The sequence below is a fragment of the Micromonospora sp. NPDC051006 genome, from assembly GCF_044456245.1.
Lineage (GTDB): Bacteria > Actinomycetota > Actinomycetes > Mycobacteriales > Micromonosporaceae > Micromonospora.
Map to the genome: position 1 here is coordinate 8746 of NZ_JBITFP010000015.1, position 12587 is coordinate 21332.

Consider the following 12587-nt stretch of genomic DNA (forward strand, 5'->3'; position numbering starts at 1 on the left):
CCACCCGGCCGCCGCGGCCGCCCCGCCCGCGCGGGCCGGCGCGGCGCCGCCTCCCCCCCCCCCCCCCGCGCGCGCGGGGGGGGGGGGGCGCCCCGCCCGGGGGGGCGGCCCCCACCAGCGCGGTGACGATCAGCCGGCGTGGTACGCCCGGATGATGGTCTGGTCGATCCCGCTACCACCGTTGCCGTCGGCCTTCACCCGCAGCGACACGGCCCCGCCGGCGGGTCCCTTCGGCAGCTCGGCCCGGTAGCTCTCCCCGTTTCGGGTCACCCGGGCCGCCTTCCAGGTGGCGCCGTCGTCGGTCGAGGTCCAGACCTGGAACGAGGTCACCTTCTGCGCGGGCACGCCGCGCGCCTGCCGGACGGCGAACTCGGCGCTGCCACCAACGGTGTGGTTGTCGCTGTCCATCGGCAGCGCGTAGTCGACGGCGAGCAGCGGCAACGGCACGCTCCCGGTCCCGTCCGGTCCGGCGGACCGGAACGTCCAGGAGGTGTTGACCCTGGTCGAGACGGGCAGGATCAGGCTGGTGTCGACGTCGAGGGTCAGCCGGTAGTCCGCCGCCCGCTGGGGAACGGTGAAGTCGGCGAGCGGGCGGTCGCGTTCCTCGACGAGCTTGCCGTCGCGGTAGAGCGACAGCTTGCGCCGCACCCCGATCGTGTTGCCCTGCAGGCAGTCGGCCCGCTGGTGCTGGTCGACCAGGGTGGCCAGGTCGACGTGCAGGTTGCCCCGGGTCCGCGACGGTGGGGTGGCACAGCTCCAGCTGGCGCCGGCCGGGTCGTCGTACCAGCCGGAGCGCAGCGGCTGCCGCGCCCAGATCTTCGTCTGCCGGCTCCCCGGCTGGTAGCTGCGCGGCGCCTCCTGGGCCGACAGTCCACCGTAGACGCCCTCGTCGGCCCAGCGGATGCCGGGCGAGACGTAGTCGGTCCGGTACGGCGGAAGGTTCCCCTCGTGGGTCTGGGTCACACCGACCCCGTCGGGGGTGAAGCCGGTACGGACCAGTTGGGTGACCATCCCCGGCGAATCCATCTGGTGGAACCGCTCGTCGATCCGGGCCAGCTTGGCCTGCTCGGCCTTGGTCACCCGGTACGCGGGCTCGGCCGGCACCCCGTTCGGGTACTCGTGCACCAGGTTGTAGCGGTACGGGTCGGCCGCGCCGGCCGGCGAGTTCAGGTTGACAGCCGCCCAGGTTCGCCGCGATCCGATGCTGGGCTGTGGCAGCGGGGACGTACGGACCGTCGTCGCACCCCCGTACCCACTGATCTGGTGCCACCAGGACAGACCGTTCGACGCGGTCTGGAGGTTGGTGAAGTCGATCCGGGTGGGCGTGGTGGGGACCCCGTCGACCGTCGCCGTCACCGGCCTGGTCCGCGTCGGGTCGAGCGTCACGCTCCGGGCGCTACGCACGTCCAGGTCGGCCTCACCGGTGAGCGTCGTCTCCAGCACGTCGCTGTCGACGTAGTAGGCGACGGAGGCGCCGAGCACCGCGTAACGGCCGGCCGGAACCCGAAGCGTGAAGGTGTCTCCGGGCGTGCCGCCCGCCCCACCGTAGTAGAGCAGCGGGTCGGTGAGGTTGGTGACCATGAGGTTGATCCAGGTCTCCGCCCCGTCCTGAAGTCCCGACAGCGGTTTCGTGCGGATCGTCAGGTCATAGCTGGGCTGCTCGACGTAGAAGCTCACCGGCGTGGTCGAGACCAGTTTGCGGCCGGCGGTACGGGCGGTGACGGTGGCCAGGTAGAAGCCCGGCCTGCCGGCCAGTGCCGCGCGGTCGAGCCGGAGCGTCGTGCCGGCGGTGACACCCCGCTTCAGGGTCAGCCGGCTCGTCGACAGCGTCGCCGCGCCGCGCGGTACCGGCGCTCCGTCGTGGTTGACGACCGACACGTCGAGGTCGAGGACGGTCGTCGCCGGCGTCGGCACACCGGTCCAGCTCAGCGTCGTCTCGCTGGTCCCGGACTGCGGGTACGCGAAGGTGCCGAGGTTGACCACCGGCTGGTTGCTGACCGGCCCGTTGAGGGCCCGCGCGGCGTTGAGCCGTCCGGCGCCGACCGCGTACGGGTCGACGCCGGTCAGCGGGTCGGCGGCGCCGACGAGGGCGGCCTTGAGCTGCTTTCCCGTCCAGTCCGGATACCGCTGGGCGAGCAGCGCGGCGGCGCCCGCCGCATGTGGCGCAGCCATCGAGGTGCCGCTGATGCTTTCGTAGTAGCGGTCGACGGGGTCCTGGAGGTTGGTGCCGGCGGCCCGCGCCGCGACGATGTCGACGCCGGGCGCGACCAGCTCCGGCTTGGCCACGTTGCTGGTGACCAGCGGGCCGCGGCTGGAGAAGTCGGCGAGATTGTCGTCGCGGTCGACGGCGCCGACGGTGAGCGCGCTGGCGGCCGAGCCGGGCGCGGAGATGGCGGCGCCGTTGTTGCCGGCGGCGATGACGAAGAGCGCGCCGGTCTGCTCGCTCAGACCGTCGACGGCGAGCGAGAGCGGGTCGTTGCCGTCGTCCGCGTCGCTGCCGCCGAGGCTCATGTTGATGACATCAGCCCGGGTGGCCGCCCACTCCATGCCGGCGATGATTCCGGAGTCGTCACCGTAGCCGTGGTCGTCGAGGACCTTGCCGATCACCAGCGTGGCGTCCGGCGCCACGCCACGACGCTGACCGCGGGCGGCCGCGCCGGTGCCGGCGATGGTCGACGCGACGTGCGTACCGTGGCCGTTGTGGTCGACGGCGTCACCGCCCTCGGCGGTGAAGTCGGCCCGGTCGGCGACCCGGCCGACCAGGTCCGGGTGGGTGAAGTCGGCGCCGGTGTCGAGCACCGCGACCCGGATCCCCTTGCCGGTGTAGCCGGCCCGCCAGGCCTCGGGCGCGGCGATCTGGTCCAGGTTCCGGTCGAGGTCGCCGCGGTCTGCGCCGCCGTGTCCGCCGGCGGTCAGCGCGGTGGCGCGGACCTTGCGGTCCAGCCAGATCTTCTTCGCGCCGGCGAGCAGCGAGTTCGTCGCCAGCTTCGCGGTGGCCGGGTTCTTCTTGGGTACGTGGCCGGCCACCGCGTCGATGCTGGGCAGTGGCAGTACGTCGTCGAGGGCGGCCACCCGGGCCGACTTCGTGGCCGGCTGGACGATCACCGGCAGTTCAGCGGTGTTCTCGTCGTCGTAGCCGTCGGTGATGAGCGCGGTGACGTCGAAGAGGTCGGGGTCGAGGACCGGACCGATCCGGGCCGCGACCTTCGCGGGGATGACGTGCAGATGCCCGTCCGGGCCGCAGGTCTGCCGGATCACCGCGTTCGGCTCGGCCGGCCGCACCGTGGCCTGCGGGCATCCCGACCCGCTGCTGCGTACGGTCACCACGTCCCCGGTCAGCAGGGTGACGGTGTAGGTCTTCCCGCCGGCGCGGGCGTCGGCTGCGCCCGCCGGGGCGGCATTGTCGGTGGCGGCCGTGGCCGGGTTGCCCGGCAGGGCGCCGAACGCCGTCGCCGTGACAGCGACGGCCATCAGCCACCGCATCGTCCTGTGCATCTTGCTCCCTGTTTCCACTGGACGCCGCGCTCCTGCGCGGCGTGGAGCAAGATCCTATGTGCGGCGACCGCACCGCAATGCCCTGCGGCGCAACGGATTGCGCGGCACTGAGCGGCCGGTGCCAGAACCGTTTCCCGGCTGGTTCGCCGTTGCTCTCCCCGACGTCGGGGGAGATCATCAGGTCACACCTTCGTGGTGCCGGCCGGACCAGCGGACCGCGCCAAACGTCACCCGGTAGGGCAGTTGTTGCTCTGACGCCGGACCGTGTATTCGGTGTCGTCGTTCGTGATGCCCGACGCCGATCCGTCGAAGTACGTCTCGACCTTCTCCCAGCCCCGGCGCTGCTCGTAGTGCAGGTGCGGAGCGCCGGAGTTGCCGGTGCTGCCGAGCCGCCCGATCTGGTCGCCCTGCGCGACCTGCTGACCAACCCGGACCAGCGGCGGCTCGAGCAGGTGCAGATACTGCGTCTCCCACTTGCCGCCGTGGTCGATCTTCACCCAGTAGCCCCCGCCACGGCCGCGCGGCCCCTCCGGGTTCTCCGGGGTGCGCCCACCCAGGGAGCCGTTGATCCCCGCCACGGTGACCGTGCCGGCGTACGAGGCGAGCACGGGTCTCCCCCACGCCTCGCCCTCGGTCGGGAAGAGGTCGACGTCGTAGTCGTCGTGGCCGGGATAGGTACCGAGCTGCCAGGTCTCGCCGCAGGCGACGGGGAGTTGGAAGAGCGGGCGCGGACCCGCGGGCCGCAGCAGCGGCACGACGACCACGGCGATCGCGACGAGGGCTGCGACCGCGCCGAGCACGAGGACCAGGCGAAGGGTACGGCGTGGCCCGCGACGGCGGTGGCGGAAGCGGGAGGGGTGGCCGGTCGTCACCGTCCAGAGCATGACAGACGCCGGCAAGGCCCCGACTGTCAGATGGCGTGACCGCTCGGGCCGGCGGCTCGGGCACAACGGCTCGGGCACCCTCGCTGCCGCCGGCCTGATGCGGCGGACCGTCCGATGCCTTGTACCCCGCCCGCCCGCCGTGCGAGTCTGCCGGGAGAGCAGCGCCGGAGGAAGCGGTTGCACATGTTGGCGATTGACGACCTGTCCGTCGGTTACGGCGACGCACCAGCCGTGCTCAGCGGCGTCTCGGTGACGGTCCGGCCGGGCCGGATGCTGGCGGTGACCGGCTCGTCCGGTGCCGGCAAGACCACCCTGCTGCACGCGATGGCAGGGTTGCTGCGGCCCCGAACCGGCACGGTGAGCGTCGCCGACCAGCGGTTGCGGGACCGCGATCACGCGGTGCAGCGCGGGGTCGTCCTCATTCCGCAGGACAACGGCCTGGCCCCGATCCTGACCGCGACGGAGAACCTGCAGGTGGCCCTGGTCGGCAGCGGCGTCACCGCCCCCGAGGCGCGCCGGCTCACCGCCGCGACGCTGGACCGCCTTGGTCTCGCCGGCCAGGCCGACCAGCTCGTGGAGGAGCTGTCGGGCGGCCAGCAGCAGCGTACGGCGATCGCCCGCGGCGTGGCGCTGCGCGGCGAGGTGCTGCTGGCCGACGAGGTGACCAGCGAGCTGGACGCCGGAAACCGGCAGCGGGTGCTCGACCTGCTGCACGACGAGGCGCGGCGGGGCGTGGCCGTCGTGTTCGCCACCCACGACCCGGAGGTTGCCGCCGGCTGCGAGGCGGAGCTGCACCTCGTCGACGGGCGAGCGGAGCGCGTGCGCGGCTGAGCAGGACGGTAACCGTCGGGTATCGATCCTCGTCGCGGGCCATCCCGATTCTCGGCCGCTCATAGTATGGCTGTCGATGCTGGCTGTGATCGCAGGAGCACTCGCCGCCCGCCGGGCACACGCCGTGGCGGTGCTGCTCCTGTCGGTGCTCGCCGGCGCCGCGGCCGCGGTCGCACCGATGTACGCGGCCGCCGCGGGGCGGGTCCTGGCCGACGCGGAACTCTCCGCCGCCACACCGGAGGAGCGCCGGCTGCGGTTCGTCGCGATCCAGGAGTCCCCGGGCATGCCCGGTGATCCGGCCCGGTCCGGCTTCGCCGACGAGGTCGAGCAGCTCGCACCGGCCGGCTTCGACGTCGTCTTCGGCTCGCAGTCCGGTGGCGTCGCCCGCGGCCCGGCGGCGGCCGTGACGACGAACCTGGTCTTCCGCACGGGGATCTGCGAGCGGGTCGTGGTGACCGGCCGCTGCCCGGCGTCCACCACGGCGAGCGAACGGCCCGAGGTGATGGTCAGTGCGGGCACCGCGGCGCACCTGAAGGTCGCGGCCGGCGGTGAGATCACGTTCAAGGCGGTGCCGCTGCGGGTGTCCGGTGTGTACCGGCCCGTCGACGCGACCGACCCGTACTGGATGGGCCACGAGCTTCTCCGGGCGCCCGCACCGGGGACACCGGCCACGTCAGCGGTGGGCGGCGCCGATGACGCCATCTTCACCGCCGAGTCGGCACGGCTCCCCGACGACGACGCCCTTCTGCACCAGCCGACGGCGGACGTGTTCGTCACCGAGCACCTGTTGCACACGCAGCCGACCGACGGGCTGCGCACCGCGGTCTCGGCGGCGGGCCGCGACGCGAGGCAGTTCGAGATCGGAGTCGGCACCGCCCTGCCCAACCTGCTCGATCGCATCGCGCTGCAGCGCGACCAACTGGCGGCCGGGGTGACGCTGGGTGCCGCGCTGCTCGTCCTGCTCTGCTGGCTGGTGCTCTTCGTGGCGGTCAGCTCGGCCGCCGACGAACGCCGACCGGAACAGGGCCTGCTGCTGCTGCGCGGGCTGCAGCGCCGCCGGCTGTGGGCGCTGGCGATCGGCGAACACGCCGCACCCGCGCTGGCCGCGATCCCGCTCGGCTGCCTGGCCGGCCTCGCCGCGACCGAGCTGCTCGCCGCGCACACCCTGACCGGTGACGCCGACGTCACGCTGAACACCACCGCGATCGGCTACGCCACCGTCGCCGCCGTCGGCGCGCTCGTCGCGGTCCTGCTGGCCCAGGCCCGCACCCTGGCCGCACCCGTCGTCGATCTGCTCCGGCGGGTGCCGGCGCGAGCCCGTGGCTGGCGGGCGAGCGCCGCCGACCTGGTCGCGGTCTCCCTCGCCGCCGCGGCCGCGGTGCAGTTGCGCGCCGGCGGGTCACCCAGCGGGCTCGCCCTGCTGGCACCGGTCGTCGGCGCGCTCGCGGTCAGCTTCCTGCTGGCGCGGGTGGCCATGCTGGTGGGGGCGGCGGCCGGCGCGGCACTGCTGGCACGCGGCCGGACCCGGATCGGCCTTCCGCTCGTGCAGGTGGCCCGGCAGCCACGGTTCCGACCCCTGATCGCCTTGCTCACGGTCGTTGTCGCGATGCTCGCCTTCACCGTGGCGGCGCGGGAGGTCGCGTCGGCCGCCTACGCGGATCGGGCGACCCTCGAGGTCGGCGCTCCCCGGGTGGTCGGCGTCGACGCGCTGTCGCGCCGGCATCTGCTCGAAGCCGTCCGGGCCGTCGACCCCGAGCGGCGGTTCGCGATGGCCACGGTGGTGACGAACCTCGCCGACGAGGTCGGCACCCCGGTCCTCGCCGTGGACTCCGACCGGCTTGCGGCCGTCGTCGCGCCGCACCCGTCGTACGGCGCGGACCTGGCGAAGCTGACCCGGACGCTCCGCCCGGATCCGCTCCCACCGATCCTCCTGCGGGGACGTCTGCTCACTGTCGACCTGACGGCCAGTTACGACGAGGCGGTCTTCGGCAAGCCCCAGCCCCGCCTCTACGCCCTGATCGCCAGCACGAACGGCACCCGTCGGGTCAGTGCGGGCACCCCCATCGTTCCCGGTCGGAAGGGATACTCCGTCGCGGCGCCGGAGTGCGCGTCGGAGTGCCGGTTGGTCGGGTTCGAGATCACCACACCGCTCGCCCTCCCCCAACCGCTCCGCCTGCAGTTCAACGAGCTGCGCTCGGACGACGCCGACCCGGTGCAGGTCAGCGGCGCGGAGTTCGCCGAGCTGAACCGGTGGCGGATGTCCAAGCTGGACGACGTCGCGATGTACGGCGTGACCGAGGGTGGTCCAGCTCTGGGCGTCGAGGCGCCGGACGGCCGGCGGCCGAGGCCGATCTCCCTGAGGGTGGCCGATACGCCGGAGCTGGTACCCGGTTGGCTGACCCGCTCGAAGCTGACACCCGTCGGCTGGCAGCACCCGTACGAGGGAGTCGACTCGCTGCCGACCACGGCCTGGGTCGTCGGCCAGGTGGACCGGCTGCCCCGGCTGGGGGGAACCGGTCTGCTGGTCGACCTGGACTACGTGGACCGGCCCGCCGTCGGCGGGCAGTCCGGGGTCAAGGAGGTGTGGTTGGGCCCGGCGGCACCCGCCGACGTGCTCGACCGACTGCGCGAGCGGGGTCTGGTGGTGCGCTACGACCGGACGATCCCCGCCGCCCGGGCGGACTTCGACCGGCAGGCTCCCTCGCTGGCGTTGACCTTCAACCTGTTCGCCGCGCTGGCCGGGGTCCTGATCGGGGCGGGTGGTCTGGTCGCGATGGCGGCGGCGGAGCAGCGCAACCGGGTGGCCATGCTGGTCGCGCTCCGCCGGCAGGGTGTGCCCGCGCGTGCTGTTCGCGGCAGCTACGGGTGGCCGGTCGCGGTCGCCACGGCGGCGGGCGGGCTCGCCACAGTACTGATCTGGATGCTGGCCCGGTCCGGGCAGCGGTTCTTCGTCGACGGCCGGTCGCCCGTCCCGGTCCCCGTCTGGCCGGACGCCGGCCGGTTGGTGTTGATCACGGTGCCGGCGGTGGCCGTCTTCGCGGTGACCGCGGCGGTGTTGGGCCAGGTCTTCGCCGCCTCGGTCCGCCGGCGGAGCCGTCGGTGACCGCGCGGGTGCCCGACGAGGGCGTGGCGGTCACCTGCCACCGGCTGATCCACATCTACTCGACTCCAGCCGGCGACGTGGTCGCGCTCTCCGGTGTGGACCTGCACATCTCCCCCGGCGAGATGCTCGCGCTGGTCGGGCCGTCCGGCTCCGGAAAGTCCACCCTGGTGTCGATCCTCGGTGGGCTCATGCGGCCCAGCGCCGGACGGGTGTACGTGGCCGACCACGACCTGTCGCGGCTGTCCACGACCGAGCTGGCCACCCTGCGCGGGACGATGGTGGGCACGGTGCTGCAGGGCGCCGAGCGCAACCTGCTGCCGTACGTGTCGCTGGCGCGCAACGTCTGGTTGGCGCAGCGATCCGCGGCCCGTCTCGCCGGGCGCCGACTGGATCCGCCGGAGGCGGTGCTCGACCTCGTCGGCCTCGCCGACGCCGGAGCACGGCGGGCCGGTGACCTGACCCCGGGCCAGCGCCAGCGGGCCGCCCTGGCCCAGGGCCTCGCCGCCGGGCCGGGTCTGCTCCTGGTCGACGAGCCGACCAGTCAACTCGACAGCGCCGGCCGGGACGAGGTGCTCGCGGCCCTGGACACGATCAACTCCGAGCGCGGAACCACCGTGGTCGTGGTGACCCACGATGCCGAGGTCGGTACCCGGCTCGGCCGGGCCGTGACCATCCGCGACGGTCGGGTCGGGGCCGAAGGGCGCGACGGCCGGGAATTCGCCGTGGTGGCCGGGGACGGCACCATCCAGTTGCCGCCCGAGACGCTGGCGGCCTTTCCGCCCGGCACGCTCTTCGCGGTCGACCACACCGCGGACTCCATCACCTTGGACGCGACGGTGAAGCCCACGGCCTCCGCGCAACGACAGGATGGCCGAGCGGAGCGGTGATTCGCCGGGCGACGGCGAAGCTGACGACCGGTCCTCAACCCGCGGTTCCGGCCGCAAGGAGCGGCGCGTCCCGGGTGAACTCCCGGAACCCGACGCTGTAGTACAGCCCGCGCGCCTGGGGATGCCCCGGCGCACCCAGGCAGGCGACCGTCACGTGAGTGGCTCCGGCCGCCCGCGCCAACCGCATCCCGTGCAGAAGCATCGCCCGTCCAAGCCCCCGACGCCGGTAGTCCGGTGCGTACCGACCGGCTCGAACTCGGCGGTCCTGTTCGCTTCGTCGAGCCACATGATCGTCGAGGACGCCATCGTCCCGTCCGGCGCCTCCACCAGGATGTGCAGGTCGCCGCGGTACCCCGCCGCCTGCCGGACGCCCTGGTAGCCCTCGTCGAGGGAGCCCAGGCGTCCAGATGGGCCTGGACAGCGGCCTCCGGCCCGGCCTCGTCGGCGGTGCGAAACCGGAATCCGCCCGGCAGCACCGGCTGCTCCACGTCAGTGAGGTCCCGCTCGCTGAGCTGGGTCCAGGACCCGGTGTCGCCGAGCGAGGCCGGGTCGGTCTCATAGCCGTGCGCCGCCCAACGCTGTAGGGCGAATTGATCGACGGCGCTCGGCATCACCCTACGCGCGACGTCCGCCGCCGTAGCGTCGTACCAGTCGATCACCTCGTCGACCAGCCCGGCGTGGTCGGGGTGGACCTGATACGCCAGATAGGCGCCGGTGACGTCCTGCACCGACCCGTCGCTCCGCCTGACCTGGTGCGGAAGATGCGTCCAGCTCCACGCCACCAGATCCCCGCCCGAGAACCACAACCGACGCCGCCAGGTCGCGCCGTAGCCGGCGTGCCCCTTGCCCCAGTTCCAGGCCAGCTCGCCGAAGGTCGCGTCGCTGTTCACCAGATCCGGGCGGGTGGCGGTGACCCGCTGCGCCAGACCCTGCATGAGCCGCACGTCCGCGGCCGTCACAAGCTCGCCGTTCGTCATGGTGCGCCACTGTGTCAGGGTCCCGCGGCACCGTCGAACCGTTAACGGCCGGCATCCATCCGCCACCGCCGCAACCGTGTGGCGCGGCTGTCAGCGTCAGTGCCGGAACGCGACCGGACCGAACTGGTCAGGGTGGGGGCAGGACCACCTAGGCGGCCGGGTCGAGGTTCAGCGCCTTCAGCACGACGAGCGTCAGGAGCAGGACCGCGAGCGCCACTGCCACGGCCGCCTGCGCGAGGCCACGACGGCGCTGCGGCGCGTACGCCATTCCCGCGCCTGCCGCAGCGCCGACCAGGAGGCCACCGAGGTGGCCCTGCCAGGCGGTGAACCCGGCGGAGATCACCAACCACACCGTCAACAGGATCAGCATCCGGTTGCGGTCGAGTGGCTCGTAGCGCAGGCGGCGGCTGACCACGTAATAGCAGGCTGCCAGGCCGTAGACCGCGCCGGACGCGCCGATCGCGGCGGAATGCGGATCGACCAGGAAGAACAACACCGAGCCGCCGAGCGCCGAGAGCAGGTAGACGGCGAGGAAACGCAGCACGCCCAGCCGCTCCTCCAGGATCCGCCCGAGCACCCAGATCCAGTACAGGTTGAACAGGATGTGGGTTATCCCGAAGAAACCCTGGGTCGGTTCGGTGTGCAGAAAGGCCGAGGTGATCAGGCGGTACCACTCGCCGTGCGCGATGCCGACGAGCTGGTAGCCGGCGTAGCTGCCGCCGTCGTCGACGAAGTAGCTGCCGCTCTCGTCGACCAGGCCGGTGCCCAGGCTGTCGAACCGAGAGATGATCGCCGGCCACACCAGCTCGGCCAGATAGACCAGGACGTTGAGACCGATCAGCACGTACGTCGCCACCGGCCGGCCCAGCGCCCGGCCGCCGAAGACGGTGCGGGACTGCCGCACCGTGCGGTTCTCCGAGCGGATGCACTCGGGACAGCGGAACCCGACGGGCGCCTCGCGCATGCAGTCCGGGCAGATGGAACGGTCACACCGGGTGCACCGCACGTACGTCTCTCGACGAGGGTGCCGGAAGCAGGTGGCGTTCGCCTCGGACGGTGGCTGCTCGGTGTTCAAACTGTCCATTGAGGTGTCCGGATCCTGGGAGGTCTGCCGCTGGGGGTGGCGGCGCGTCGGTGGCCGGGTGATACGCCTCCGGACGCGTCAGCCGCGTCATGGTAGCGGTCAGGACCGGCGCGCGCTTCCCCGTCCAGCGCCGGTCGTGCCGGCCCGCCCCGGAGCCGAACCGCACTCGCCGATCCCCTGGTCGGCCACGGCGGAGTTCACTCCGGCGGCCAGTTCCTGAGGACGGCGTCGAGGGCGTCGAGGGCTCTGGACCACGACACGTCGGCGGTGCGGGGGTGGTGGCGGAAGCCGCCGGTCCGCTCCAGCGACACGTACCCGTGGAAGGTGCTGTGCAGCATCCGGATCGCGTCCGTCTGGTCGGGCTCGGAGAGCTGGTAGCCGCGCAGGATCGCCCGTGTCATCTCCGAGTGCCGGCGGGCCGCGCTCGCGGCCGCCGTCTCCGGGTCGAGGTCGACCTGCATCGCGGCATACCTGCCCGGGTGCCGTTTCGCGTAGTCCCGGTAGGCGTTGGCGAAGGCCACCAGCGCGTCCTTGCCCGCCCGGCCGGCGAGCGCGTCGGCGACCTGGTCGGCGAGCTCTGCCAGGGCCAGCCCGGCCACCCGGATCCGCAGGTCCTGCACGTTCTTGAGGTGGAAGTAGAGGCTTGCGTCCTTCACCCCGAAAAGGCGCGCGAGCGCCGAGATCGTCACGTTCTCCAGGCCGACCTCGTCGGCCAGCTCCGCCGCCGCCAGGGTCAGCCGCTCGGGGGTCAGGCCCGCACGTGCCATGTGTCACGCTCCACCTAGATAATTAAAGCGTTTGCCTAGGCATACTAGAGTAATGCCTATGAAACCGGTGACCGAAGCCGCCGTCCGCGCCTCCTTCGTCAACTGCACCAAGGGCGAGACGCAGCGCCTGGCCGTGCCCAAGGACCTGGCCACCCGCCCCTGGGACGACCTCGACTTCTTCGGCTGGCGTGACCCGTCCGCGCCCGAGCGGGCCTACCTGATCGCCGAGTCCCCCACCGGGCTCGTCGGGGTCGCCCTCCGGGTGGCCGCCCAGACCGGGCAGGCGCGGCGCAGCATGTGCTCGTTCTGCCTGACCACGCACACCGCGGACGGCGTCTCGCTGATGACCGCGCGCAAGGCGGGCAAGGAGGGGCGGCAGGGCAACTCGGTCGGCGCCTACCTCTGCACCGACCTCGCCTGCTCGCTCTACCTACGGGGGAAGAAGGACGCCGGGCGACGCATCGACGAGTCGATCACGCTGGAGCAGAAGATCGAACGGACCACCAGCAGCCTCGGCGCCTTCCTGCAGAAGGTGGCCGGGTGAGCGCCGCTCACCCGA

Annotated in this window: 9 protein-coding genes; 4 read left to right on the forward strand and 5 right to left on the reverse strand. The window is 72.8% G+C overall.

Annotated elements, in window-relative coordinates:
• Window positions 1-129 precede the first annotated feature (129 nt).
• A complete protein-coding gene (locus tag ACIBBA_RS21705; RefSeq protein ID WP_396699740.1) occupies window positions 130-3495 on the reverse strand; it encodes a S8 family serine peptidase in 3366 nt (1121 codons plus the stop codon).
• Between the two features lie 227 nt (window positions 3496-3722).
• Entirely contained in the window at window positions 3723-4379 is a 657-nt protein-coding gene (locus tag ACIBBA_RS21710; protein ID WP_396699907.1) for a M23 family metallopeptidase, read from the reverse strand.
• Window positions 4380-4562: 183 nt separating this feature from the next.
• Here ACIBBA_RS21710 and ACIBBA_RS21715 point away from each other — a divergent pair, with 183 nt between their 5' ends.
• From ACIBBA_RS21715 to ACIBBA_RS21725, 3 genes are all read left to right on the forward strand, one after another.
• Entirely contained in the window at window positions 4563-5210 is a 648-nt protein-coding gene (locus ACIBBA_RS21715) for an ABC transporter ATP-binding protein (RefSeq protein ID WP_396699742.1), read from the forward strand.
• Window positions 5211-5286: 76 nt separating this feature from the next.
• Window positions 5287-8313 (forward strand): FtsX-like permease family protein, encoded by a 3027-nt coding sequence (locus tag ACIBBA_RS21720; protein ID WP_396699744.1) that lies wholly within the window; start codon window positions 5287-5289, stop codon window positions 8311-8313.
• Window positions 8310-9200 (forward strand): ABC transporter ATP-binding protein, encoded by an 891-nt coding sequence (locus ACIBBA_RS21725; protein WP_396699746.1) that lies wholly within the window; start codon window positions 8310-8312, stop codon window positions 9198-9200. The genes ACIBBA_RS21720 and ACIBBA_RS21725 overlap by 4 nt, the downstream gene beginning before the upstream one ends.
• A 34-nt stretch (window positions 9201-9234) precedes the next feature.
• On the opposite strand, the gene ACIBBA_RS21730 is transcribed toward ACIBBA_RS21725, so the two are convergent.
• The 3 genes from ACIBBA_RS21730 to ACIBBA_RS21740 all read right to left on the reverse strand — a co-directional run bounded on the left by ACIBBA_RS21730 (window position 9235) and on the right by ACIBBA_RS21740 (window position 12028).
• Complete coding sequence (locus ACIBBA_RS21730; protein WP_396699748.1) at window positions 9235-9759, reverse strand: GNAT family N-acetyltransferase; 525 nt, start codon at window positions 9757-9759, stop codon at window positions 9235-9237.
• Between the two features lie 566 nt (window positions 9760-10325).
• Complete coding sequence (locus tag ACIBBA_RS21735) at window positions 10326-11261, reverse strand: rhomboid family intramembrane serine protease (RefSeq protein WP_396699750.1); 936 nt, start codon at window positions 11259-11261, stop codon at window positions 10326-10328.
• 197 nt (window positions 11262-11458) lie between these two features.
• Window positions 11459-12028: a TetR/AcrR family transcriptional regulator gene (locus tag ACIBBA_RS21740; protein WP_396699752.1), complete on the reverse strand. Its 570-nt coding sequence runs from the start codon at window positions 12026-12028 to the stop codon at window positions 11459-11461.
• A gap of 58 nt (window positions 12029-12086) precedes the next feature.
• On the opposite strand from ACIBBA_RS21740, the gene ACIBBA_RS21745 reads away from it, so the two are divergent.
• A complete protein-coding gene (locus ACIBBA_RS21745; protein WP_396699754.1) occupies window positions 12087-12572 on the forward strand; it encodes an FBP domain-containing protein in 486 nt (161 codons plus the stop codon).
• The last annotated feature ends 15 nt before the right edge of the window (window positions 12573-12587 follow it).